Origin of the sequence: Erwinia sp. B116 (genome assembly GCF_002865965.1) — a bacterium.
GTDB lineage: Bacteria > Pseudomonadota > Gammaproteobacteria > Enterobacterales > Enterobacteriaceae > Erwinia.
Genome location: NZ_JRZZ01000047.1, coordinates 1 through 23,259, shown reverse-complemented (window position 1 = coordinate 23,259; position 23,259 = coordinate 1). Strand labels below are relative to the sequence as shown.

The following is a 23,259-nucleotide window of genomic DNA, read 5'->3' as shown; positions in this document are numbered from 1 at the left end:
CGAACCAGTGACATACGGATTAACAGTCCGCCGTTCTACCGACTGAACTACAGAGGAATCGTGTGAACGGGGCGAATATTAACGATCTGTTCCCGCGCTGTCAACAGCAAAAAACATGTTTGCTTTCAACTGGCTGCGTTTACAGCAACCCGGCGCATAATTGAACATATACGTGGTCATTTCCCCCAGCTGGCGTATTCATTCTTAACACCCTCATCAGGGCTTTATCGCCGCCACTATGGCTGTGATGGGGGCGGCCTGCCGGCGTCAGCTAACAGGGATTGGCGCGGTCGCCGAACTGTCGCTAAAGCGTTGTAATCGCAAAGCGGGATCCTGGCGATAAAACTGGCAGAAACGCTGGTACAGCGAGGGAAAGCGTTCCACCAGCAGCTCGGGGGCGCTAAAGAAATATTCGGAGAGCACGGCAAAGCACTCGGCCGGATCGCTGGCGGCGTAGGCGTCAATGGTCGCCGCCTCTTCGCCCAGCAGGTCCACCTCTTCCTGAATCGCATCGATCGCCGCATGCAGGTCGCGCTCCCAGCCGGCCACCTCACGCAGCGGGATCGCCGGAATGCCGGTCGCCTCACCGCTGCCGCGCGCGTCCAGCTTGTGCGCTACCTCATGCACCACCAGGTTAAAGCCGGAGCAGTCGAACGAGTCCTGAATATCCTGCCAGTTAAGCACCACCGGCCCCTGCTGCCAGCTCTGGCCGGACTGGACCATGCGTTCGCGGTGCACCAGGCCAAAGTCATCCTGCCACTCGTCCTCGACGATAAAGGGAGCGGGGTAGAGCAGCACCTCGTGGAAGCCGTCCAGCCAGTCGTAGCCGAGGTTAAGCACCGGCAGGCAGAACAGCAGCGCCAGCCGGCACTGCTGCAGGTCGTCAGCGACGAAACCCTGCAGTCCGGCCAGGCGTTTCTGGCGCAAAAAGCGGGCGGCCAGCGCGACCAGCGCCTGGCGTTCAGACTGATCCAGCGCCGCCAGCAGCGGGATAGCCAGCGCCTGCTGCCACGGCAGCTCCGCGCCTGCGGCGCGCTCGTCATCTTTCCACGGCCATTTAAACATGCTGTGCGGCTCCTGTCCGGTAGAGGCTATACCATGCCGCAGCCAGGGCGCGCGTGCAACCCCGGAGAAAATGGCAGCGTTGAAATGAAAACGGGAGGTATTCAATCAGTTATCGACAGAAATGTCTGTGACGGTGCGCAAAACGCGTTGAAAAAGACGGCAAACCGCAGTGCTTACAGGCGCTGAAAGTCGATCACCCACACCCACGGGTTGACCTCCCAGCTGGTGTCGCCGTACTGCGTGGCCCAGGCCCTGCGCCAGGCGTCCTGCGGCGCTACGCCGGGGGTTTGCGCAGCGAAGAAGCTGTTAAGGAAGTGGCTGGTGTACTGCACGCCTTCCGCCTCGATATCCTGCTCGCTGATCGCCTGCACTTTTTCTACCCGCACGCCGGTGATCTGCAGGGTGATGCGGCTGGCCCAGCGCGGCATATGGATCCCGGCCTGCCAGCCTGAGTGCTGGTTATCCGGTTCGCCGTCCCAGTCGCCGCTGTCGGCGCGGTACTGGCAGTAGGCGCTGTTTTCAAAGGCGGCCGGCTGCCGCTGATAGTGCGCCACCTCGGTGGGGGAGACCAGCGGGCCGCGCCAGGTTTCGCGGACCCACAGCCGATCGCCGGGCTGGCCAAACGGACAGTGAAAGCTGAGGTTTTCCATGCCGGTGACCCGATTGCCCTGCTGCTGATTATGCAGCACGTCAATGCCGTAGCAGCCTTCATGATTATCCTGGGCGGGGCCAGGCAGCTGTGATTTCATAATTCGACGGGTCTGCCGCTGGCGATCGGCCAGCAGAGCGCGGACGCGCTGTTCGCTGAAAAGAATCGGGCGTTCTTTCATGAGTGGTACCTCTGTGTTGCAGTCCCGTATCGAATCAGTGGTATGAAATAGCTGAAATTACAATACAGAATTTTCTAAACTCATGCTGCAAAAGTGAGTCACTTTTGCGCCATTTTAAACATCAGCATAGCTTATAAAAAACCAGCAGGGCGGCGGCAGATCACAATTCGCCAGAAGGATTGATTAGCCCACCGGGGCAGGACGCGATAAACGCGCTGTTTGGGCGTAAAATAACTGCAATATTAATGCATTACAATTCGGTTAAGCATCGTATTTTTCGGCAAGCGATAGGTAATTCCGTTGATGGTTAATGATTACCGCAGTTTGCGATGCCAGCGAGGCGGAGCCGGTCGGCGATAAAAAGTCCGTTGTTCATTATCTGTTCTTACTCATCTTCGCGTGCGCCGATAAAACGTACAATCTGTGATGCAGCCCAATAAAGGGGTTGCTGAAACCGTTCCTCCAGGGCTATAAATTTGATACAGATCGCATTAAGTGATGAAACGAACCGCCTGTTGCAGTGGACAATCCCGCTGACATCTCGACAAGTCTGAATAACAAGGAGAAGTCTATGAGCCTGACCGACTGGCAATCCCGTTTTGAAACCTTCCTGCATGCGACCTGGCAGAAAGAGGATAAGGCGCATGATGTGGCGCACCTGACGCGCGTCTGGCAGACGGCGCAGCGCATTATGCAGGGCAGCGATGCCGATCCGCTGATCGTGCTGACCAGCTGCTACTTCCATGACATCGTCAATCTGCCGAAGAATCACCCGCAGCGTCATCTCGCTTCGGCGCAGGCCGCGGAGGAGGCCCGCCGCATTCTGCAGCAGACGTTCCCTGATTTCCCCGGCGATAAAATCGCGGCGGTGATGCACGCGGTACACGCCCACAGCTTTAGCGCGGCGGTAACGCCGGAGACGCTGGAAGCAAAAATCGTGCAGGACGCCGACCGGCTCGAGTCGCTGGGCGCGATTGGCCTGGCGCGGGTGTTCTACGTCTCCGGGGCATTAGGGCGTTCGCTGTTTGACAGCCACGACCCGCTGGCGCGCGAACGGCCGCTGGATGATGCCGAGTGGGCGCTGGACCATTTCCAGCGCAAATTACTTAAGCTGCCTGAAACCATGCAGACCGCAGAAGGGCGGCGGCTGGCGCAGCATAACGCCGATTTTCTGGTCACCTATATGGCCAAGCTGTGCGCCGAGCTTAAAGGCGACTTCTGCGGGCTCGATCGCGAGGTGCTGGCAGAGTTTGCGCAGAATTCAGCCAAATATTAAATTTTTATGACAGTATGGTGAATCACCCTCTAACAGGCTACGGTGTCTGAGAACATTCTTAGGAGAATCAGGTATGACCGACACCGTTAGCTTAACTTTAAAGATCGATCCCGCCTTAAAAGAGACCCTGAAAGCGCTGGCGCTGGAAAACCAGACCACTATCAGCTACGAAGTCAGCCAGCGCCTGATCCAGTCGCTCTCCACCGTGGCCGAACCGGAAGTTGATCACACTGAGACCACCGAAGAGGGCGCTCCGCTTACCGCGGCTGAACTGAAGCAGATCCGCACGTTGCTGAAAAAAGGCAAAAAGAAGAAGTAATCCACTGACGTTGCGCTGAACAGCCGATAGCGGGCTGGCGGGATAATCTCAACGGTTATCCTGCCAGCCCGCTTTTTTATTGCCTGGGTCAGCCTCTGTCCAGTACAAACTGGCTGACGCTGTGCGCCAGCCGGCTGGCGTGATCCACAAGCGCGCCGGCGGTATCGCCGCTGCGGTGGGTGAGCTGCTCGCTCTGCTGCACCTGTTCATTCAAGCGGCCGATTTCGCCGGCGATAGCGGTAACCCGCTGGCTCTGCGCGTCGGCGTTCTGCTGCAGATCCGCCAGCTGGCTGACCACGCCGGAGACGGCCTGCGCAATCTGCTGATACAACTCCTCCAGCGACTGTACCTGACTAAAGCCGTGGCCGATATGCTGCTGGGTGTTGCCGATCAGTTGGTCAATTTCGCGCGTCGAGGCGCTGCTTTTGTGCGACAGCAGGCCAATCTCTTTTGCCACCACCGAGAAGCTGCGCCCCCAGGCACCGGCGTGCGCCGACTCGATGGCGGCGTTTAGCGCCAGCAGGCGGGTCTGCATTGAGATGCTGTCCAGCAGGGTGACGATACCGGCGATCTCACCCGAGGCATCGACGATCTGCCGCATCTGTGCCTCTACCGCCTGCACCACGTCGCCGCAGCGGCGGGTGAGGGCGTCAGCGTCCTGGCTCTGCTGGGTGGCGTGGCGGGTGAACGCCACGCTGTGGCCGACCTCTTCCGCCACCCGATTCAGGCGCTGGCTGATATGGTCGAACGCCGCGCGCTGCTGACGGTTATGGCTGCCAAACGCCTCGCTGTGCTGCGCCATGCTGTCGGCGGACCGGTGTACGGCACCGGCGATGGCGTTGATCTCCCCGACCATCTGCCGCAGGCCGTCCTGCATCGCCGCCACGCTGTGGCTGAGCTGGCGGATCTCAACGGCCTGCAGCCGCGACGGCGGCAGCTGGCGCGAGAGGTCGCCGGTGGCGATGTGGTTCAGCCAGCCGGCCAGCCGGTTGAGCGGCAGGATCACCCCGCGCAGCAGCAGCCCGCCGCCCAGCAGCAGCATCAGCGCCAGCAGCGCGGAGACCGCCAGCGACAGGTTGCGGCTGTTGGTCAGCGAGCTGAGGGTCGACTGGCTCAGCGCAGCTGACTGCTGAGCGGCCGCCCTGAGCTCGGCGTAATAAGCGTCATTAAACTGCTGCTGAAAGGCCTGCATCGGCACCATAAAGAAGGCGTCGATATTGCTGTCGTGCAGGCCCTTCAGCTGCTCCTGCAGCCCGTCGGCCAGCAGGCTGAAGTTCTGCTGCAGGGGGCCGCCCTGTTCCGCCGGGTAGCGGGCAAACAGCGCACGGGCGGCGTCCAGCGACTGCTGTGCGCCGTCGGCGAGGCTCTTCCAGCTGTCGACCGACCCGCTCTGCTGGTCCTGCATCAGATAGATGCCGGCGCGGTGGCTGTTATCACTGGCGGTTAACAGCTCCATTCGCGCCTTATCCAGCAGCGCCTGGCGGGCGCTGAGCTGTTGCGCGGTGGCCACGCCGTGGCCGGTGCTGGCCACCAGCCGGGTCAGCACCAGCACGCTCAGGCACTGCAACAGCACAAACAGCAGCAGAAACAGCGTAAAACCGCCGCGCAGGCTCTTCAGCCCCTCGGGCAGGCGCAGCAGGGCAAGCTGTGAGAAACGAAGGCGGCGCAGCGGCAGAACCGAAAGCAGGGACATGAGGCATTCCTGAAAAGAAAAAACCGCAGTATTGGCGGCAATCATGACGGTTGTGTTACAGCGCTGGATTGCCGATGGCAAACGGCGGATCGTCGCCTGTTAAGGCAAATTTAGCGTTTTTTCGACGTGCTGATTTGAGTCCTCTCTGGGTCAACTAAGTGATAGACTGGCACGCATTCACCCCCATACATCGAGTGACGATGAGCGATTTCGATCAGGTAGCCAGCCAGCTGGCAGAGCAGGCGCGTCAGCAGGACGAACAGAAGCAGCAGCAGGATCGTCAGCTGCTGCTGCGGGTACTGGAGATTTACGACCAGAAGACCGTTGCCGCCACGCTGCGCAAGGTCAGCCAGCAGGAGTGGACGCGGGAGTCCATCAACCGCTGGGTAAAGGGCAACGGCCGTAAGGCCTTCAGCGAGGCGGAGGTCAGCCTGCTGCACTCGATGCTGCCCGCGCCGCCGGCGCACCACCCTGACTACGCCTTCCGCTTTGTCGATCTGTTTGCCGGTATCGGCGGTATCCGCAGCGGCTTCGAGGCGATCGGCGGGCAGTGCGTGTTCACCAGCGAGTGGAACAAGCACGCGGTGCGCACCTACAAGGCCAACTGGTACTGCGACGAGCAGCAGCACCGCTTTAATCAGGATATCCGCGATATTACGCTGAGCGGCCAGGCCGGGGTGGACGAGCAGCAGGCCTACCAGCATATCCGCCAGCAGGTGCCCGATCACGACGTGCTGCTGGCCGGTTTCCCCTGCCAGCCGTTTTCGCTGGCCGGTGTGTCGAAGAAAAACGCCCTTGGCCGCGCGCACGGCTTTGAGTGTGAAGCACAGGGCACGCTGTTTTTCGACGTGGCGCGGATTATTACCGCTAAACGCCCGGCGATTTTCGTGCTGGAAAACGTTAAAAACCTGAAAAGCCACGATGGCGGCAACACCTTCCGCATCATTATGGCCACCCTCGACGAGCTGGGCTACGACGTCGCGGATGCCGATGTGACCGGAGCCGGCGATCCAAAAATTGTCGATGGCCGTCACTTCCTGCCGCAGCACCGCGAACGCATCGTGCTGGTGGGCTTCCGCCGCGATCTGCAGCTGCCCGCCTTCAGCCTCAGCGCGCTACCCGGCCTCTATCCGCCGCAGCACACGCCGCTCAGGGCGCTGCTGGAGCCGCAGCCGGACGAGAAGTACATCCTCACCCCGACGCTGTGGAACTATCTCTACCAGTACGCGAAGAAACACCAGGCGCGCGGGAACGGCTTTGGCTTTGGCCTGGTCGACCCGGCGCATGAACAGGGCGTGGTGCGCACGCTCTCCGCCCGCTACTATAAAGATGGCTCGGAGATCCTGATCGACCGCGGCTGGGACCGGGAGCTGGGCGAAGTGGACTTCAACGATGCCGCTAACCAGCAGCGCCGCCCGCGCCGCCTGACCCCGCGCGAGTGTGCGCGGCTGATGGGCTTTGAGCAGCCCGGCAAGTATGCGTTCCGCATTCCGGTGTCCGATACCCAGGCCTACCGCCAGTTTGGTAACTCGGTGGTGGTGCCGGCCTTTGCGGCGGTAGCGAAACTGCTGAAGCCGTGGATCGAACAGGCGGTGGCGCTGCGCGATAAGCCGGGCGACCGGTGAGCAAGGATATTTTCACCTGGGAGGATTGATGGCCGACGTACATTCCCCCGCCGTGCGCAGCAAGAATATGCGCGCCATCCGCACCCGCGACACGGCGCCAGAGCAGCGCGTGGCGCAGCAGCTGACGGCGCTGGATCTGGCGTTTACCGCTCAGGACCGCTCGCTGCCGGGCCGGCCGGATTTTGTGCTGGCGGAGTATCAGGCGATTATCTTCGTGCACGGCTGTTTCTGGCACCGCCATCACTGTTACCTGTTTAAAACGCCCGCCACCCGCACCGACTTCTGGCTGGGAAAAATCGACGCTAACGTGGCGCGGGATCGGCGGCATATCGCCGATCTGAACGCCGCGGGCTGGAAGGTGTTGCTGGTCTGGGAGTGCGCGCTGCGCGGCAAACACCGGCTTGACGAGGCGGCACTGCAGGCGCGACTGGAGGAGTGGATCTGCGCCGCCGACCATAACGGCGAGATCGACCAGCGGGGGATCCACCGGCTGGCCGGGTAGGACATCACGCCGCATAAAATAGGGTGATACGGCCAGGAATGCCATCTGCCAGCGCGGCGTAAACCTTACCTGAGGTTACCCGGCAGCTGAGCAGTGAAATACAGCAACCTGTTGGTACGTTGAGGCTGCCCGCTACACGGCGGGCAGCAGATCCGCCGACGGCGTTTACTCTCCACTATTGCGGATTACCCCTTTCCCCGGAAACAGGTATTTCCCCAGCGTCACCAGCACCACCGCAAAGACGATAATCGCCAGCGCCAGCCACTCGCGGGCGATCAGGCTCTCGCCGGCAAAGGCGATGCCGAGCAGCACCGCGACCACCGGATTGACGTAGGCGTAGCTGGTGGCCACCGCCGGGCTGACGTTGCGGATCAGGAACATATAGGCGTTGATGGCGATCACCGAGCCAAACAGCGCCAGGTAGCCCAGCGACAGGAAGCCGGAGAGCGCCGGTTTCTGCGTCAGCTGCTCGCCGCTGATCGTACTGGCAATCAGCAGCACCGCCCCGGCGGCCAGCATCTCCACCGCACCGGCCATCATGCCGTTGGGCAGGACAATGCGCGATCCCCACACGCTGCCGAAGGCCCAGGTCATCGAACCGATCAGGATAATCACCGCCCCCCACGGGTTGCCCGCCAGGTGGCCGCTGCTGTTGAGCAGAATAATTCCCGCCAGCCCGACCGCAATCCCCAGCCACTCAATCCAGCGGGTCGGGATGCCAAACAGCCGGCTGAAGCACATGGCGAACAGCGGCACGGTGGCGACCATCAGCGCCGCCAGCCCGGAGGGCACGTGCTGGTGCTCGGCCACCGTCACCGCGCCGTTGCCCATCGCCAGCAGCAGCACGCCGACGATCGCCGCGTTAAGCGAGGCGCGCAGCGAAGGCAGCTTCTCGCCGCGCAGTAGCAGAAACGCCAGCAGCACCGCGCCGGCCAGGCTGAAGCGCAGGCCGGCCAGCAGCAGCGGCGGCCAGCTCTCCACGCCGATGCGGATCACCAGATAGGTGGAGCCCCAGATAAAGTAGAGGGAAAACAGCGCTGCCACCAGCGACAGCAGGGCAGGGGAACGGCGTAGGGTCATGGTGTCTCAGTCCGGTTGATCAGAAGTCCAGGGCAGGGATTTTCGTCCTTTTGCCGCAGGTGGCAACCTGTTTTTCAGTTCGGCGGCAAATTTTTTTACAAAATTTGCACTTGCCGCGCATAATTGTTTAGATCGATCCCTCTTGTTCTTTGTCTCCCTCAGGATGAAACATGGCCAGTGTAAAACTGACGGTAAGGCGTTTGTATCAGCTTAGCGGCGAACGTATGGTCAACGGCCGGGCCACGGCGCGGATCTACGTTGGCGACAGGCTGATCGCCACCGAAGAGATTAGCGGGATGACGGAAAGCCCGGTCAGCAAGTATCTGCACCACCAGGAAGCGGCAGGCCAGCCGGTGCGCGTTGAGTGGGACTGTGACGGCATCGCCGATATGGCGGTAAGCGAGCTGGAGCTGTGCCCCTGTTGTCAGCATGATGTCGATGAATAAGGAAGGGTATTTTGGCAGGAAGTAGTTTACTGACGCTGTTGGATGATATCGCCACGCTGCTGGACGATATCTCGGTGATGGGCAAAATTGCGGCGAAGAAGACCGCCGGGGTACTGGGTGACGATCTGTCGCTGAACGCGCAGCAGGTCAGCGGCGTGAAGGCCAACCGCGAGCTGCCGGTAGTGTGGGGCGTGGCGAAAGGCTCGTTTATTAATAAGCTGATTCTGGTGCCGCTGGCGCTGCTGATCAGCGCCTTCGCCCCCTGGGCGATCACCCCGCTGCTGATGATCGGCGGTGCCTACCTCTGTTATGAAGGGGTGGAGAAGGTGCTGCACAGCCTGCACAAGGATAAGACGCAGGAGAGCCCGCAGGCCCGCGAACAGCGGCTGCTGCAGGTGGCGCAGCAGGACCCGAAAGCGTTTGAGAAGCAGAAGGTGAAAGGGGCGGTGCGCACCGATTTTATCCTTTCCGCCGAGATCGTGGCGATCACCCTCGGCATCGTCTCCGACGCGCCGCTGCTTAACCAGGTGCTGGTGCTCTCCGGTATCGCCATTCTGGTGACCGTCGGCGTGTACGGCATCGTCGCCGGGATTGTGAAAATCGACGACCTCGGGTTCTGGCTGCAGAAGAAGGGCTCAGCGCTGGCGCAGGCCACCGGCAACGTGCTGGTGGCGACCGCGCCAAGGCTGATGAAGATCCTCACCGTGGTCGGCACGCTGGCGATGTTCCTGGTCGGCGGCGGCATTATCGTTCACGGCCTGCCGCAGCTGCACCACCCGCTGGAGCAGTTCAGCCACGGCATGCACGGCGTGCTCAGCGCGCTGGTCAGCAACGGTGCCAACCTGGTGGTCGGGCTGATTGTGGGGTCGATTGTGCTGTTGGCGGTGAACGGACTTGCTAAACTACGCGGCAAATCGGTATAACGTGCGCCCGGCTGCGGTAATCCTTCGCCGCGGCCGGATTGACTTTAACGGGAGCAATGTGATGAAAGACGACATTTTTGATTTTGATATCGACGCCGAGCTGGAACAGGCCGAAGCCCACGCCGAGAAGAAGGCCAGCGAGCTGCCGGCCGAGCTGGGCGATGAAGCCGACTGCGAAGGCTGCAAGATCTAAGCGTCCGTGACCGGCTTCACATTAAAAGCGAGTAATAAAAATTACTCGTTTTTTTTATATTTTAAAAATTAAGCGCTTATTTGAATTTAACATTTGATTTACCTTCTGTTAACGGCACTGCGCCAGCGCCGGTGCTATAACTAACGGGTCATTTAACCGAAAAGGAGGTGCTTTACGATGTTTTCAGTCAGCGATGAAGTGCAACATAAGGAAGGTGGCCCGGCGATGATCGTGACGGGTTATGCCAGCGGTATGGTCGAATGTCGTTGGTATGACGGCTTCAGCGTACGCCGTGAAGCCTTCCGCGAAGACGATCTCGCTTCGCTTGCTGCGGCGCGCGTGACCGACTAAGACGTGCTGCAGGGGGCGCACCGGCCAGCCCGGACGCCCCGAATTTTCGCCGGCGGCAGGCCGCTTGTGGTACGCCCGCCGCCGCGCCCGCCGTGATTACAGCTCGTTCTTAATGCAAAACTCTTCCCAGCTCATTCCCAGCGCCTCTGCATGGCTGCGCAGATAGGTTTCGATCGCCTCGACCATCACCTCTTTATCCGGTTCGGCCAGCTGAATGGCGAACAGCACCCCGTCCAGCTTCTTTTCGCGCACGTAGGCCGCGTAGGCGCGGTCTTTCTGCATCGCCTGCAGCTGCTCCAGGCTCATACCCACGGCGGCGGCCTGTTCTGCGGTCAGGTTAGCAATGCCGGACTGCAGTTCCGGGTGGGCTGCCAGGAAAAGATCTTTGGCAATGGCGTAATACTCTTCTACGGTTTTCATAACGATCCTGGATGGCTGATTGCGCCGCTAGTGTACACGGGCGGGCGGGGCAAAGGGAAGGAGAGGGCGGCCCGCGTAAAGCGGCCAGTTCGGGGCGGATGGCGCTTGCTCAGCGGCAGGAAACCTTTTAACGTAGCGCGTAATGGCTTAACCAGGAACAAAAAAATGAAAAAGTGGATTGTGGCAGGCGTGGCAGTGGTCACCCTGAGCGGCTGTGCGCAGCTGACCGATTATAACAGCGCGGTAACTACCCCGCCGCCGTCGGCGCTGGTCGGCAACTGGCAGACCTTTGGCCCGCAAAAGGGGCTGGTCAGCCCGCAGGCGCAGGCCAGCCTGATCGTCACCGCCAGCGGTGAGACGCTGGACTGCCGCCAGTGGCAGCGGGTGATTGCCAAGCCGGGCAAAGTGACGCTGCTGGACGGTGACTGGGTCAACGTTAATAACCAGTCGCGGGTGATGCCGCTGGTGCTGGAGGGCAGCACGCTGCGCTACGATAAGCTGCAGCTGCAGAAGGTGTCGCAGCCGACGGCAGAGTGCAGTGATGCGCTGGCAAAACAGGCTACCCCCGCGCAGCCAGAGGCAAAACCTGCGGGCGTCAGTGGCAATAAGCCGGAGAAAAAGCATCACAGCGGTATGATTTATACGCAGAAGAGATAGCTGGCAGGCGAACCAGGGGCATAAAAGCGCTGTCTGGTTCTGCATCGTGCACGGCTCAGGTCGCCTGTTAATACCGTGACGGGCTCAGGGAGCCTGTACACTCCGCAAAGACGCAAAAAGCGTCATCCATGACAGCTCAGCGCGGGCCGTCCTTGGCCCGCGATGCTTTGCTACGTGTACAGGCTCCCTTCGCTTTATGCTCAGTATTGTCTGCCTGGTATCGCCTGCGAATACTCTGAATGATTTAATCCCGGGTTTGGAGCCTCGCAGCAACACCAGAAATTTCGGGCAATCGGGACTGTCCGGATGAGCGGACCGTCGGCGGCCAGGGATGGCCGACGCCGAGCGTACACGGACGTATTCACAGCGTGTCCGCGTTCCGGACAGACCCGATAAGCCGGGCACCCGAACCTGCCGCGACTTCAGCAAGCGAAACAGACTGTTACGCCGGGCATCCTAGCCTGCCGCGATGCTTTACGCCGTGTAAAGGCTATACTCGCTCAGAACCCATACGCTGACGCTGCCGCCGTTGCAGCGGAAGGTGGCGTTGCCGTGTTCGTCGCTCTCCACGTTCTCCTCGCGGTGGCCCAGCAGGTCGTGCCACCGCTTGTTCGCCAGGCCCTCGCCGAGTTCCAGCGTTTTCTCGCCTTCGTCACCGTTGGACATAATCACCACGCAGCCCGGCAGCTCCTCCGTGCCGCTGCGTGCGAAGGCCACGCAGTTGGGGTGATCGAACCACTCGGTCTGCACCCCGTGGGCGTAGTCGCGGCGGGCGCGGATCAGCGTATCCAGTTCGGGGATCACCGGCATCTCAATCCGGTACTGGCCGCCGTCGCCGCCTTCATCCTCGTAGCTGGCACCATACAGATCCGGGTAGAACACCGTCGGCACGCCGTTTTCACGCAGCAGGATCAGCGCATAGGCCAGCGGTTTAAACCACGCCTCAACCGGAGCCTCCAGCGACTGTAGCGGCTGGGTGTCGTGGTTGGCGACGATGGTCACCGCGTGCCACGGATCGCGGGCCACCAGGGTGTCGTTGAAGATCTGGCTGAGGTCGTAGTCCGCGCCCTGCAGCGAGGCCTGGTGGAAGTTCATATGCAGCGGCGCGTCGAACAGCATGGTTTTACCGTCCACCTGGTCGATGTACTGCATCAGCTTATCCACCTCAAACGACCAGTACTCGGCGACGATAAACAGCGGCTGTTCGGCCACCTCCTGCACGTGCTCGATCCACTCCTTGTAGAACCACGCCGGAATATGTTTTACCGCGTCGAGCCGGAAGCCGCTGCAGTGCACCTCGTTCATCACCCAGCGCGCCCAGTACTTCAGCTCCTCGGTCACCGCGTGGTTGCGGAAGTCGATATTGGCCCCCATCAGGTAGTCGAAGTTGCCCAGCTCGTCGTCCACCTGCTCGTTCCAGCCGTCGCCGGTGTAGTCGTTGACGATCTTGAACACGCCGCTCTCATCGGGGTTTTCGATATGGTCGACGCCGTTAAAGCACTTGTAGTCCCAGACAAATTTTGAGTGCTGGCCGCCGCGCGCCGGGAAGGTAAAGCGCGTCCAGATATCCGCCTCAATCACCTCAGACGATATCTCCTCGCGGTTGTCCGGGTTGGCGCGGTTCACCAGCACCCGCTCCTTCTCATCGGCCCCCATCTTATGGTTGACCACCACGTCGAGCAGGGTGCCGACGCCGTGCGCCTTCAGCGCCTCAATGGCCGCAATCAGCTGTTCTTTATCACCGTATTTGGTGGCACGCGATCCTTTCTGCTCAAACTCGCCGAGGTCGAACAGATCGTAGCTGTCATAGCCGACCGAGTACCCGCCGGACTCCCCTTTATAGGCCGGCGGCAGCCAGACGAGGCTGATACCGGTTTCGGCCAGGCTGGCGGCGCGATCGGCCACTTCCGGCCACAGTTGGCCGCCTTCGGGATAGTACCAGTGAAAAAACTGCAACAGCGTGGGATTGCGCATATCCATGCTCCATTTTCATCAGACGGGAAAATTGAGTATGGAAGAGGGGGGAGGAAAAGATAGCGGGGCGCAAAGATAATTATTTTGTCTGTGCACCCCGGAATAACGGGAAAGTTATCGGCTGGCGGTGGGGTGCATCAGTACGTTACCGGCCATATTGCCATAGGCTTTCAGCACGTTTTTCTGCTGCGTGTTGTTGTTCATCAACTGACCCAGCTCATCCTGACGGCGTTTCACCAGACGACGAATTTCAATCTCGTTATCCAGCAGATGGCGCAGCAGCGGGCGCAGCTGTTGCAGCGCGACCGGGGTCAGCGGCGTCACAACAGTGACCGCTTCAATGCGTTTGACCGTGGCGGCATATTCGGCCTCTTCGGTCACCAGCGTATCCCAGTCGCCCTGATTCGCCAGCCGCAGCATGGTCTGACTCAGCTGCAGCAGATGCTGATAGTTCTGCTGTAAAGAGGGGGCTATTTTCATGATACGGCATCCTGAACCGGGGCCGGAAGATGACCCACTTCTTTCCAGGCATCGGCAATATTACGCACCAGCCCTTCGACTTCTTCCACCGCAGCCACGTCATTACGAATGTTGGCGTGCAGTAGACGCCGCACGCAGTAGTCGTACAGCGCCAGCAGGTTGTTCGCCAGCTCATCACCGCTGTTATCGGCCAGACCCTGCTTCAGGCCGTTTTCGATAATATTGATCGCCTTGGAGAGGGCGTTGCCCTTGCCCTCAATATTGCCATCCTGCATAAACAGACGGGCGCGCACCAGCGCACTGAGCGCCCCGTCAAACAGCAGGTTGATCAGCTGGGCCTGGCTGGCGCTCATCACGCTGCTCTCCAGCTCCACTTTCTGATATAACTGCGCGCCCGAATTTTTATACATATCAATGCCTTTTCGTCTTAGCTTGAAGAGGAGGACGATTCAAACTGCTGCGTCAGATAGTTAGACGTGTTGGTCAGCGAGTTCACTAATTTACTGAGGTTAGTAAACTGGGATTTATAGCGCGCCATGGTCACTTCAATGCTGGCCTCCATCGCGGTGTAGCGCTTGTCGAGATCTTTCAGGGTGGCGTTGATGCCGTCCTGAGCATTTTTGATAATGCCCTCTTTGCCGGAACTGGTGCTGAGCATATCGGTCAGCGTGCTGCCCATCTGGGTGGCAAAGCCGGTCTTCGTACCGTCGCCAACGAAGAAATCGCTGACCGCCTGCGGGTTATTGGTCAGCGCGGCGGTTAACTTGGTGTCATCAATGCTCAGCGCACCGACTGAACCGTCCGCCTGCTTGGTCGGGTTGGTGGTGATCCCCAGCTGCGAAAGCACCGCGTAAGAGCCGCTCTGTACGTTGCTCAGCATCCCGGCCAGGCGGGTCTGAATAGTGCGCACCGTACTGTCACCGAGCAGTACGCCGTTGCTGCTGGACTGATCTTCCCCGGCGTCGACCGCGGTGTATTTGGTGACCGAGGCGATGGTGGACTGCAGGCTGTTGTAGGCGGTAACCCAGGCTTTGACCGCGGTGGTGGTGCTGTCGACCGAACGCGTCACGCTGAGGGTTTCACCCGAGGCGCTGGTGCTGGCGGCCTTCAGGTTGAAGGTCACACCGGTCAGCGCATCGCTGATGGTGTTGCTGCTGCGCTCCATAGCAACGCCGTTAACGCTCAGTTTGGCGTTCTGCGAAGCCGTCTGTACCGACATATTCTGCGTGCCGGTGGCGGTGGCGTCATAGCCAATCACCCCCTGCAGGGTGCTGTCGCCGGTAACGCTCAGGGTAATATCGCCGTCGGTGCCGGTAGTCTTGGAGCTCAGCATCAGGCGGTGGTCGCCGTTGCTGGCGGTAATAATGGTGGCACTGACGTTACCGGCGCTTTTGTTAATCGCATCGGCAATGCCGGTCAGCGTGGTCTGGCTGTTGCTCAGGGTGATTTCCAGCGGCTTGGTGGTGCCGGGCTGGGTGATGGTCAGCGTGCGCGTGCCGCTGGCGCTGTCGCCCAGCTGGCTGGTTTTGCTGGCAATAGATCCTGAAATCAGCGACTGCGCCTTGGCTACCTGCTCAACGTAAACACTGTAATCACCAACGGTGGCGTTCGCATCGGTGGTGGCGGCGAAGGCGGTATTGGTGCTGGTGACGCTGGAGGCGCTAAAGGTGCTGGCTTTCGCCAGCGCCGCGGTCGCGGTCTGCAGGGCGGTCATTGAGCTTTGCAGCTTGCTGTAAGCGGTAAGCTGCGAATTATAGCTGGTCTGCTGCTTGGTGATCGTTGTCAGCTTGCTGTTTTCAGCAGTTTCCAGGTTGGTATAGAGGGTATCCAACTGAAGGGTGGTGCCTACCCCAAGGCTACTGATACTCGCCATCGTTAATCCTCAGTTTATAAGATGTACCAGAGTTATATCGGCCATCGTGGGCAGAAGTTTAATCAATGTGGAGAAAAACTGATAAGAAGAATAAAGCAGGGATATAGGGGTAATTAGCCTGATAGCCAGGTGTATGATAAGAATACTCTTAATTGGTCGCTTATCTGCACCATCAATAAGCGTTAACGATGGGTATTTTGTGCGTTATGGCGGTTTCTTGTGAAGCAATCAAACATAAAAGCTTTATTTATCAGTGGTTTTTTGTGATTTTTCCTTTTTTTCTAAAGTTAGGAAAAACTCAACCGATAACATTCATGACGGTGAGAGACGCCGTGAGCGTGTAAGGCTCAGCCCAAAACCTAACTGATTTAAGGAAAACACTATGGCCGTTATCAATACCAACATTATGTCCCTGACTACTCAGAACAATCTGAACAAGTCACAGTCTTCCCTGGGCTCAGCGATTGAGCGTCTGTCATCTGGTCTGCGTATCAACAGCGCAAAAGACGATGCAGCGGGCCAGGCGATTGCTAACCGTATGACTTCTCAGGTTAAAGGTCTGACTCAGGCTTCCCGTAATGCCAACGACGGTATCTCCATCGCTCAGACTACTGAAGGCGCACTGAACGAGATCAACACCAACTTACAGCGTATCCGTGAACTGACCGTACAGGCGAACAACGGTAGTAACTCTGCTGATGACCTGGTGTCAATCAACAACGAAATCGTTGACCGCGTTAAAGAAATTGACCGTGTCTCCAAACAAACCAGCTTCAACGGCATCAAAGTACTGGCTACCGCTCAGACTCTGAACATTCAGGTTGGTGCGCAGGATAAAGAAACCATCGGCATTTCACTGAAGAAAATCGATTCTTCCACACTGTTTACAGCAGCAGGTTTCACTGCCATCACTGAAGCATCTACTGGTGCTGCATCGGGTGTTGGTATCCTGAAAACTTATACTGCCGCGACCACTACTGGCGAAGCTAAAGCTACAGTTGATTCCAACCTGCTGTCTGCTCTGGATAAAGCGATTTCTGACGTTGACTCACTGCGTAGCAGCCTGGGTGCCAGCCAGAACCGTTTCGAATCTACCGTTAACAACCTGAGCAGCACCATCACCAACATCACTGCTGCTAAGAGCCGTATCGAAGACGCGGATTACGCGACTGAAGTGTCTAACATGAGCCGCGCGCAGATCCTGCAGCAGGCCGGTACCTCAGTACTGACCAAGGCTAACCAGGTTCCACAGGGCGTGCTGTCTCTGCTGCAGTAATTGCCGCTTAGCAATCCCTTTAATTAGCATAAAAAATAGCGGGTATTATACCCGTTATTTTTTTTTGCGTTATTTACACTGGTAATATCGTGGCGGTATGGCGGGGCACGGCCTCTGACGTACAGCGAAACTTATCAAGGTAAATGGCCCTATGAAGAAGTCCACCTCTGGTTCTGCTCTCTCTCCCCCCCCTGCAACCGACCCCGCCGTGGCTGCGCAACTTCGGCGCGCGATGGAAATACTGAGTGAAAAGCCGCAGGAGTCGTTAGCCATTGTTACGCCGCTGCTGAAAAAAAATGCGCATAACAGTCTGGTGTGGGTGGTTGCCTCACGCACCTGGGAAAAACTGGGTAAATATTTTGACGCTGAGGAAGCGGTTGAAAAAGCCCTGACGCTGACCCCTGATTACAGCGAAGCGCTTTACGCTAAGGCTAACCTGTTATACGTCCGCGAACGTTTTGATGAGGCAGAAATATTCCTTGCGGAGGCGATCGGTCGGGTAAACGATGATGAATCACGGCCATTGCGCACCCTGCGGGCGACGATCCTGCAAAAGCAGAAAAAGTATGAACAGTCGATAGAGGAGTATACCCAGCTGACCCGGGAAGACCCGACCAACTGGCGTAACTGGAGCAACCTCGGTATGATTTACCAGGATTTGGCCGAATTCGATAAAATGGATGCCGCCTATCAGCAAAGCTGCCAGCTCTCCTCTGATAACCCCTCTTCCTGGTTTAACCGCATTGTCGGATCGCACTATAACCCGGCTGCTACACCTGAATCCATTCTGGATATTTGCCAGCAATGGCAGCAGGTATTTCGCCCGTCTCGTACAATTAAACGTGCGGTGGCGAAGAATCGGACAGCCGATAAACCGTTACGTATTGGCATGATTTCAGAAGGGTTTCGCTCGCACCCGGTCGGGAATATGATCACCCTGGGTTTATCACATATTCCGGATTCACAGATTGAGCTTTATGCCTACAGCACTAACCACATCGAAGACCATATTACCTACCGTATTCAGCGCATTGCTAAAAAATGGCAGGTGATTGACGGGCTGTCGGATAATGCGGTTGACGGATTAATTCGTGAAGATGAGATAGATATTCTTTTCGACCTCTGTGGCTATAATGCAAACAGTCGGATGCTGACGTTACAGCAGCAGCCCGCGCCGTTACAGATTAAATGGGTTGGCGGGCTGATCAGCAGTACCGGCCTTGAGGGCATGGACTATCTGTTAAGCGACGGTATTGAAACACCTGAGGGCGTCGACCACCTGTACAGTGAAAAACTGATCCGTCTGCCCGGTGACTATATTTGTTACGATCCGCCGCACTACCTGCCGCCGCTGAGCGCCGGTCCGGTAACGGAAAACGGCTATATCACCTTTGGCTGTTTTAATAACGCCGCCAAGATTAACGATACTCTGCTGGAGCAGTGGGCGATCATACTGAACAGCGTGCCGGACTCCCGCCTGTTCCTGAAAAGCTTTAACTTTAAAAACCCAACGCTTTGCGAGCGGGTGCTGAGCACGCTGGAACGCCACGGGGTGGCGCGTGAGCGGGTGCTGCTGGAAGGTTCCTCGCCGCACCGTGAGCTGCTGGACAGCTATAACCGGGTGGACATCGCGCTCGACCCGTGGCCGTACTCCGGCGGCCTGACCACCTGTGAAGCGATGGCGATGGGCGTGCCGGTGGTGACCCTGCCAGGGCCAACGTTTGCCGGACGTCACTCCGCTTCTCACCTGGTCAATGCCGGCATGCCGGAGCTGGTGGCCGACAGCTGGCAGCAGTACATCGATATTACCGTTGGCATCACCCGCGATCTCACCAGCCTGGCGGTGATTCGCCAGCATCTGCGCGATATTCTGCTGGCTTCGCCGGTGTGCGACGGGCAGCGCTTTGCCAGACACTTCTCGGACGCCATGCGGGCGATCTGGCAGCGCTACTGCGAAGGTAAAGCACCGGCCGCGCTGACGCTGCAGGAAGAGGGCGCACCTTACTTCCTCGACGACGGGCAGCCGGTGACGCTGCAGCATCCGCCGGTGATGGAATCACAGAAGCTGACCCAGCCCGGCCAGGCGGATACCTTTGAGTTCCAGCTCTCCGGCAAGGTGCTGATGATGGACTACGGCGGCCAGTTCAGCCGCGCTGCTGCGTTTATCGACCTGGTCGCCACCGATGCAGTGCACACAGTGATTATGGATCCGGTCGGTGTGGTGGAGCCGCAACATCTGCCGCTGCGTAAGAAATCCCTGCAGCATATCAAACTGCACCTGCTGGGTGACGGCCAGGAGGCTCCGCTCTATCTGTGCCTTGATTCGCGTTACAGCAGCGATCTGCCCGCCATCGGCGGCGAACAGGGCGCTGAAGCCTGGGCGGGCCAGAAGGTGATTACCGAACTGAAGGTGCCGTCGAGCAGGCTGGATGATATTAACGGACTCGATCGCCTCGAGTGGTTTGAAATCAGCAATACGCTGAATCTGCAACCGGTCTTCGAGCACGGTTCGCGGCTGTTAACCGGCTGCCTGTTTGTCAGCGTACATTATACCTTTGCCAACACCCACGCGGGCCAGATGTCCTTCAGCCAGCTGGAGGCGGCGTTGGCCGGTTTTGGCTTCCGCTTCCACAGCGTTGCCGCGACAGAGCAGGGCGCTGCGCTGACGCTGGCCGACGGCAGTACGCTGGCCTCTTCGCAGATGGTGGCGACGCGCCTGCTGTTTGTTCCTACCGCAGAGCGGATTGCGGCCATGAGCGTGGAGCAGCGCGAGAAGCTGGCGTTTATCCTGCACGCCGGCTATCAGCTGCGTGACGTGGCGTATCAGGTGCTGCAGGCCAGTTCGACTGCACGTGCCGAGGCCTATCTGGGTGACTTCCACGATAGCGCGCCGCCGGCCTCGTCGCCTGCCGCTGTGCCAGCCCCGGTAAACATCATCCCGGAGATGCCACGCATGTCAGCGGCGGAAACCGCGCTGTTTGAGCGCTGCATTACTCAGAGCAGCGCCTATTATGAGTTTGGCAGCGGCGGTTCGACCAAGCTGGCGACGCGCAATAACGTCACCGTTTACGGCGTGGAGAGTGACAAATTCTGGGTCGACACGCTGGCAAAAGAGGCCGGTCCGCTGTGTAAAGTCGATTACGTCGATATCGGGCCGACCAAAGAGTGGGGCTATCCGGTGGATGCCAGCCATCAGCAGCAATTCCCGCTCTACAGCGAGGCGATTCTGCAACATCAGCGGTGGTTTGATCTGATTCTGGTTGACGGGCGTTTCCGCGTCGCCTGTACCCTGAATGCGATTAAACACACGCTGGCGACCCGCAGGAATAACGCCGTGACGCAGATCTTTATTCATGACTTCTGGGACCGCCCTGACTACCACGTGGTGCTGGAGTTCCTCAACGTGGTGGATAAAGCGGAAACGGCAGGCGTATTTACCCTGAAGCCACAGATTGATGTCGTTAAGCTCGAAAAGCTGTTGGAGAAATTTAAATTTATCCCGGCATAAGCCGTTAGCCCTCACCGGGAGCCCACAGCGGGCTCCCTCACCACATGTCCTCGTCAGCTAACAGAATAACCCCTCTTTTGCACCGCTATTCCACCAATCAATTTCCCCTACAGAAACCGATAATCTTGCCGATAACTTACATAACGCAAGGTAGTCAGAGTGAACGATCTCTATACCGCCGATGGGGTGATGGACAAGCATTCGCTGTGGCAGCGATACGTTCCGCTGGTGCGCCATGAAGCGCTGCGCCTGCAGGTGCGGTTGCCGGCCAGCGTGGAGCTGGATGACCTGCTGCAGGCCGGCGGCATCGGCCTGCTGAATGCGGTTGAGCGCTACGACGCGCTGCAGGGTACGGCCTTTACCACCTACGCGGTACAGCGCATTCGCGGGGCGATGCTCGACGAGCTGCGCAGCCGCGACTGGGCACCGCGCAGCGTGCGACGCAACGCCCGCGAAGTGGCGGCGGCGATGCATCAGGTTGAACAGGTCCTTGGCCGCCCGGCCAGCGAGCAGGAAGTCGCTGCCCAGCTGGACGTGCCGCTGGAGGAGTACCGGCAGATCCTGCTGGATACCAACAACAGCCAGCTGTTCTCCTATGACGAATATCGTGAGGAGCACGGCGACAGCGCGGAACTGGTCACCGACGGCCATGAACAGGCTAACCCGCTGCACCAGCTGCTGGAAGGGAACCTGCGTGAACGCGTCATCGAAGCGATCGAGGCCCTGCCCGAACGCGAGAAGATGGTGCTGACGCTCTATTACCAGGAAGAGCTGAACCTGAAAGAGATTGGCGCCGTGCTGGAAGTGGGCGAGTCCCGCGTCAGCCAGCTGCACAGTCAGGCGATTAAACGCCTGCGCGCCCGGTTAACGGGAGCGCGCTGACGGAGTCAGTTTTGCACTTTCAATATTAACCGGGAATACGTAATGGCAACGAAATTAAGAACAAGGCCGTTAAGTCGCTATCTGAAGGACTATAAGCACAGCCAGAGCAACTGCTCGCACTGCGATAAGGTACTGGATCGCATGGCACTGGTGTTTCGTGGTCAGATAATTAATAAAGAGGCGATTGCCCGCATGGACCAGCCGATCGACGATCAGGTCTGGTGCAAACTGCAGAGTGAGCTGACGGCGCTGTGCCGCTTCTGCAGCGATATTTACTGTAATACCCATCCGACTTACTTTGATATTATGGCGTTTAAACAGTACCTGTTTGAGCAGACCGAAATGAGCCACAGCACCATTCGCGAATATGTTGTTCGCCTGCGTCGTCTCGACGATATGCTGTCGGCCCAGGGTTTCCCTGCCGAACGCCTGCGCGGCCGCAGCTGCCACGAATGCCTGGAAAACAGTCTGCCGGATGCCGGGAATAACAACTACCGCATCGCCCTGCGCAAATATGACCAGTTCCTCGGCTGGCAGCGCGCCTGATAGCCGATGACCGTTGTGGCCGGGGAGCCTGCCCCGGCACAACGCCGCACTAAGTTATGCCAATTCGATAATGACCGCCGCCGCATCTTCTGCAACACTGTACGCTATCATCTGATCCCCTCTCCCGGAGGCCGCGTTGTCTTTACATAATCTGGTTAATTTCCCCCGCGTTGAACTGCTGGGCGCGCCCACGCCGCTTGAGCATCTGCCGCGTTTTTCCGACTACCTTGGCCGCGATATCTTTATCAAGCGTGATGACCTGACGCCGGTGGCGCTGGGCGGCAATAAGCTGCGCAAGCTGGAGTTCCTGGCGGCGGATGCGTTACGCAACGGGGCCGACGTGCTGCTGACCGCCGGCGCCATCCAGTCGAATCACGTGCGCCAGACGGCGGCGGTGGCGGCGAAACTGGGGCTGAAGTGCGTGGCGCTGCTGGAAAATCCGATCGCCACTACCGCAGAAAACTACCTCGGCAACGGCAACCGCCTGCTGCTGGAGCTGATGGACTGCGAAATCGTGCTGGTCGACGCGCTGCACAATCCCACCGCCCAGCTGGAAGAGCAGGCCACCCTGCTGGAAGCGCAGGGCTTTCGCCCCTACTGCGTGCCGGTCGGCGGCTCTAACGCGCTGGGCGCGCTGGGTTACGTGGAGTGCGCGCAGGAGATCGCTCACCAGAGCGAAGGCGTGGTGGACTTTGCCGCGGTGGTGGTCGCCTCCGGCAGCGCCGGTACCCACGCCGGGCTGGCGGTGGGTCTGGAGCAGCTGTTGCCGCAGACCGAGCTGGTGGGGGTGACCGTCTCACGCCGGGTAGCCGAACAGTTGCCGAAGGTCGAGAGCATTCGCCAGCAGTTGGCACAGTCGCTTGAGCTGAACAGCACCGCGCCGATTACCCTGTGGGATGAGTACTATGGCCCGCGTTACGGCGAACCGAACGAAGAGGGAATCGAAGCCATTAAGCTGCTGGCGCGGCTGGAAGGGATTTTCCTGGACCCGGTTTACACCGGCAAGGCGATGGCCGGGCTGATTGACGGCGTGGCGCAGAACCGCTTCCGCCGTCAGGGGCCGCTGGCGTTTGTCCACACCGGCGGCGCGCCGGCGCTGTTTGCCTACCACCCGTTCAGCGGGTAAGAAACTGGCAGACCGCGTTGCTGAAGGTCTGCGGGCAGGCCACGTTGGAGAGGTGCGAGGCCGGCAGCACGGCCAGCTCGGCACCGGCGATCTGGCTCTGCAGCCAGCGCGCATCTTCAACGGTGGTCACCGGATCCTGTTCGCCGGCGATCACCAGCAGCGGCAGCAGGATCCGCCTGACCTCTTTGCGCAGATCGGCGGTGGCCAGCGCCCC

24 protein-coding genes are annotated in these 23,259 nt (G+C 59.2%); 14 read left to right on the top strand and 10 right to left on the bottom strand.

Going from position 1 to position 23,259, the window contains the following annotated elements; all coding sequences use genetic code 11:
* Positions 1 to 267 precede the first annotated feature (267 nt).
* Together mtfA and NV64_RS20355 are read right to left on the bottom strand one after the other, a co-directional pair.
* Complete coding sequence (gene mtfA, locus NV64_RS20360; RefSeq protein WP_056234219.1) at positions 268 to 1,065, bottom strand: DgsA anti-repressor MtfA; 798 nt, start codon at positions 1,063 to 1,065, stop codon at positions 268 to 270.
* A gap of 173 nt (positions 1,066 to 1,238) precedes the next feature.
* The gene (locus NV64_RS20355) at positions 1,239 to 1,895 is read right to left on the bottom strand and encodes a hypothetical protein (protein ID WP_056234215.1); all 657 of its coding nucleotides are present in this window, start codon (positions 1,893 to 1,895) and stop codon (positions 1,239 to 1,241) included.
* Positions 1,896 to 2,466: 571 nt separating this feature from the next.
* Between NV64_RS20355 and NV64_RS20350 the strand changes: the two genes are divergently transcribed.
* Both NV64_RS20350 and NV64_RS20345 read left to right on the top strand, forming a co-directional pair.
* A complete protein-coding gene (locus NV64_RS20350; RefSeq protein ID WP_056234212.1) occupies positions 2,467 to 3,171 on the top strand; it encodes a phosphohydrolase in 705 nt (234 codons plus the stop codon).
* Between the two features lie 73 nt (positions 3,172 to 3,244).
* Entirely contained in the window at positions 3,245 to 3,490 is a 246-nt protein-coding gene (locus NV64_RS20345) for a hypothetical protein (protein WP_056234208.1), read from the top strand.
* An 88-nt stretch (positions 3,491 to 3,578) separates the two neighbouring features.
* On the opposite strand, the gene NV64_RS20340 is transcribed toward NV64_RS20345, so the two are convergent.
* A complete protein-coding gene (locus NV64_RS20340) occupies positions 3,579 to 5,183 on the bottom strand; it encodes a methyl-accepting chemotaxis protein (RefSeq protein ID WP_199177701.1) in 1,605 nt (534 codons plus the stop codon).
* 200 nt (positions 5,184 to 5,383) lie between these two features.
* Between NV64_RS20340 and NV64_RS20335 the strand changes: the two genes are divergently transcribed.
* Complete coding sequence (locus tag NV64_RS20335) at positions 5,384 to 6,808, top strand: DNA cytosine methyltransferase (protein WP_101506660.1); 1,425 nt, start codon at positions 5,384 to 5,386, stop codon at positions 6,806 to 6,808.
* Positions 6,809 to 6,836: 28 nt separating this feature from the next.
* Positions 6,837 to 7,310, top strand: coding sequence for a very short patch repair endonuclease (locus NV64_RS20330; RefSeq protein ID WP_056234201.1), 474 nt, complete (start codon positions 6,837 to 6,839; stop codon positions 7,308 to 7,310).
* Positions 7,311 to 7,475: 165 nt separating this feature from the next.
* On the opposite strand, the gene yedA is transcribed toward NV64_RS20330, so the two are convergent.
* Positions 7,476 to 8,390 (bottom strand): drug/metabolite exporter YedA, encoded by a 915-nt coding sequence (gene yedA, locus NV64_RS20325; RefSeq protein ID WP_056234198.1) that lies wholly within the window; start codon positions 8,388 to 8,390, stop codon positions 7,476 to 7,478.
* A 170-nt stretch (positions 8,391 to 8,560) separates the two neighbouring features.
* Here yedA and NV64_RS20320 point away from each other — a divergent pair, with 170 nt between their 5' ends.
* From NV64_RS20320 to NV64_RS20305, 4 genes are all read left to right on the top strand, one after another.
* Entirely contained in the window at positions 8,561 to 8,836 is a 276-nt protein-coding gene (locus tag NV64_RS20320; protein WP_056234195.1) for a hypothetical protein, read from the top strand.
* A gap of 11 nt (positions 8,837 to 8,847) precedes the next feature.
* Positions 8,848 to 9,759, top strand: coding sequence for a DUF808 domain-containing protein (locus tag NV64_RS20315; protein WP_056234193.1), 912 nt, complete (start codon positions 8,848 to 8,850; stop codon positions 9,757 to 9,759).
* A gap of 61 nt (positions 9,760 to 9,820) precedes the next feature.
* On the top strand, positions 9,821 to 9,952 hold the full coding sequence (locus NV64_RS24390; RefSeq protein ID WP_255354418.1) for a hypothetical protein: 132 nt from the start codon (positions 9,821 to 9,823) through the stop codon (positions 9,950 to 9,952).
* Positions 9,953 to 10,129: 177 nt separating this feature from the next.
* Positions 10,130 to 10,303, top strand: a complete 174-nt coding sequence (locus tag NV64_RS20305) for a YodC family protein (RefSeq protein ID WP_072166322.1) — start codon at positions 10,130 to 10,132, stop codon at positions 10,301 to 10,303.
* A gap of 96 nt (positions 10,304 to 10,399) precedes the next feature.
* On the opposite strand, the gene NV64_RS20300 is transcribed toward NV64_RS20305, so the two are convergent.
* Positions 10,400 to 10,723: a DUF6388 family protein gene (locus tag NV64_RS20300; protein WP_056234187.1), complete on the bottom strand. Its 324-nt coding sequence runs from the start codon at positions 10,721 to 10,723 to the stop codon at positions 10,400 to 10,402.
* A gap of 165 nt (positions 10,724 to 10,888) precedes the next feature.
* On the opposite strand from NV64_RS20300, the gene yedD reads away from it, so the two are divergent.
* A complete protein-coding gene (yedD, locus tag NV64_RS20295) occupies positions 10,889 to 11,380 on the top strand; it encodes a lipoprotein YedD (RefSeq protein WP_101506659.1) in 492 nt (163 codons plus the stop codon).
* Between the two features lie 474 nt (positions 11,381 to 11,854).
* Here yedD and amyA read toward each other — a convergent pair whose 3' ends face one another.
* From amyA to fliD, 4 genes are all read right to left on the bottom strand, one after another.
* Entirely contained in the window at positions 11,855 to 13,360 is a 1,506-nt protein-coding gene (gene amyA, locus NV64_RS20290; protein WP_101506658.1) for an alpha-amylase, read from the bottom strand.
* Between the two features lie 108 nt (positions 13,361 to 13,468).
* A complete protein-coding gene (gene fliT, locus NV64_RS20285) occupies positions 13,469 to 13,834 on the bottom strand; it encodes a flagellar protein FliT (RefSeq protein WP_101506657.1) in 366 nt (121 codons plus the stop codon).
* Positions 13,831 to 14,244, bottom strand: a complete 414-nt coding sequence (gene fliS, locus NV64_RS20280; RefSeq protein WP_101506656.1) for a flagellar export chaperone FliS — start codon at positions 14,242 to 14,244, stop codon at positions 13,831 to 13,833. Before fliS ends, fliT begins: the two co-directional genes overlap by 4 nt.
* A gap of 17 nt (positions 14,245 to 14,261) precedes the next feature.
* Positions 14,262 to 15,707, bottom strand: a complete 1,446-nt coding sequence (gene fliD, locus NV64_RS20275) for a flagellar filament capping protein FliD (RefSeq protein WP_101506655.1) — start codon at positions 15,705 to 15,707, stop codon at positions 14,262 to 14,264.
* Positions 15,708 to 16,089: 382 nt separating this feature from the next.
* On the opposite strand from fliD, the gene NV64_RS20270 reads away from it, so the two are divergent.
* From NV64_RS20270 to NV64_RS20250, 5 genes are all read left to right on the top strand, one after another.
* The gene (locus tag NV64_RS20270; RefSeq protein ID WP_101506654.1) at positions 16,090 to 16,983 is read left to right on the top strand and encodes a flagellin; all 894 of its coding nucleotides are present in this window, start codon (positions 16,090 to 16,092) and stop codon (positions 16,981 to 16,983) included.
* A gap of 232 nt (positions 16,984 to 17,215) precedes the next feature.
* Positions 17,216 to 20,491 (top strand): glycosyltransferase family 41 protein, encoded by a 3,276-nt coding sequence (locus NV64_RS20265; RefSeq protein ID WP_158239915.1) that lies wholly within the window; start codon positions 17,216 to 17,218, stop codon positions 20,489 to 20,491.
* A gap of 159 nt (positions 20,492 to 20,650) precedes the next feature.
* Entirely contained in the window at positions 20,651 to 21,373 is a 723-nt protein-coding gene (locus tag NV64_RS20260) for an RNA polymerase sigma factor FliA (protein ID WP_101506652.1), read from the top strand.
* Positions 21,374 to 21,415: 42 nt separating this feature from the next.
* Positions 21,416 to 21,919: a flagella biosynthesis regulatory protein FliZ gene (fliZ, locus tag NV64_RS20255; protein ID WP_056234163.1), complete on the top strand. Its 504-nt coding sequence runs from the start codon at positions 21,416 to 21,418 to the stop codon at positions 21,917 to 21,919.
* Between the two features lie 136 nt (positions 21,920 to 22,055).
* Positions 22,056 to 23,045: a D-cysteine desulfhydrase gene (locus NV64_RS20250; protein WP_056234160.1), complete on the top strand. Its 990-nt coding sequence runs from the start codon at positions 22,056 to 22,058 to the stop codon at positions 23,043 to 23,045.
* On the opposite strand, the gene NV64_RS23505 is transcribed toward NV64_RS20250, so the two are convergent.
* The coding region (locus NV64_RS23505) for an alpha/beta fold hydrolase (RefSeq protein ID WP_233209056.1) at positions 23,035 to 23,259 on the bottom strand (225 nt) is incomplete at its 5' end. The genes NV64_RS20250 and NV64_RS23505 overlap by 11 nt on opposite strands.

What these genes read in the sequence shown, in the direction of transcription:
- mtfA (WP_056234219.1), bottom strand. Translation starts at nt 1,065, where the DNA reads ATGTTTAAATGGCCGTGGAAAGATGACGAGCGCGCCGCAGGCGCGGAG.
- NV64_RS20355 (WP_056234215.1), bottom strand. Translation starts at nt 1,895, where the DNA reads ATGAAAGAACGCCCGATTCTTTTCAGCGAACAGCGCGTCCGCGCTCTG.
- NV64_RS20350 (WP_056234212.1), top strand. Translation starts at nt 2,467, where the DNA reads ATGAGCCTGACCGACTGGCAATCCCGTTTTGAAACCTTCCTGCATGCG.
- NV64_RS20345 (WP_056234208.1), top strand. Translation starts at nt 3,245, where the DNA reads ATGACCGACACCGTTAGCTTAACTTTAAAGATCGATCCCGCCTTAAAA.
- NV64_RS20340 (WP_199177701.1), bottom strand. Translation starts at nt 5,183, where the DNA reads ATGTCCCTGCTTTCGGTTCTGCCGCTGCGCCGCCTTCGTTTCTCACAG.
- NV64_RS20335 (WP_101506660.1), top strand. Translation starts at nt 5,384, where the DNA reads ATGAGCGATTTCGATCAGGTAGCCAGCCAGCTGGCAGAGCAGGCGCGT.
- NV64_RS20330 (WP_056234201.1), top strand. Translation starts at nt 6,837, where the DNA reads ATGGCCGACGTACATTCCCCCGCCGTGCGCAGCAAGAATATGCGCGCC.
- yedA (WP_056234198.1), bottom strand. Translation starts at nt 8,390, where the DNA reads ATGACCCTACGCCGTTCCCCTGCCCTGCTGTCGCTGGTGGCAGCGCTG.
- NV64_RS20320 (WP_056234195.1), top strand. Translation starts at nt 8,561, where the DNA reads ATGGCCAGTGTAAAACTGACGGTAAGGCGTTTGTATCAGCTTAGCGGC.
- NV64_RS24390 (WP_255354418.1), top strand. Translation starts at nt 9,821, where the DNA reads ATGAAAGACGACATTTTTGATTTTGATATCGACGCCGAGCTGGAACAG.
- NV64_RS20305 (WP_072166322.1), top strand. Translation starts at nt 10,130, where the DNA reads ATGTTTTCAGTCAGCGATGAAGTGCAACATAAGGAAGGTGGCCCGGCG.
- NV64_RS20300 (WP_056234187.1), bottom strand. Translation starts at nt 10,723, where the DNA reads ATGAAAACCGTAGAAGAGTATTACGCCATTGCCAAAGATCTTTTCCTG.
- yedD (WP_101506659.1), top strand. Translation starts at nt 10,889, where the DNA reads ATGAAAAAGTGGATTGTGGCAGGCGTGGCAGTGGTCACCCTGAGCGGC.
- amyA (WP_101506658.1), bottom strand. Translation starts at nt 13,360, where the DNA reads ATGGATATGCGCAATCCCACGCTGTTGCAGTTTTTTCACTGGTACTAT.
- fliT (WP_101506657.1), bottom strand. Translation starts at nt 13,834, where the DNA reads ATGAAAATAGCCCCCTCTTTACAGCAGAACTATCAGCATCTGCTGCAG.
- fliS (WP_101506656.1), bottom strand. Translation starts at nt 14,244, where the DNA reads ATGTATAAAAATTCGGGCGCGCAGTTATATCAGAAAGTGGAGCTGGAG.
- fliD (WP_101506655.1), bottom strand. Translation starts at nt 15,707, where the DNA reads ATGGCGAGTATCAGTAGCCTTGGGGTAGGCACCACCCTTCAGTTGGAT.
- NV64_RS20270 (WP_101506654.1), top strand. Translation starts at nt 16,090, where the DNA reads ATGGCCGTTATCAATACCAACATTATGTCCCTGACTACTCAGAACAAT.
- NV64_RS20265 (WP_158239915.1), top strand. Translation starts at nt 17,216, where the DNA reads ATGGAAATACTGAGTGAAAAGCCGCAGGAGTCGTTAGCCATTGTTACG.
- fliZ (WP_056234163.1), top strand. Translation starts at nt 21,416, where the DNA reads ATGGCAACGAAATTAAGAACAAGGCCGTTAAGTCGCTATCTGAAGGAC.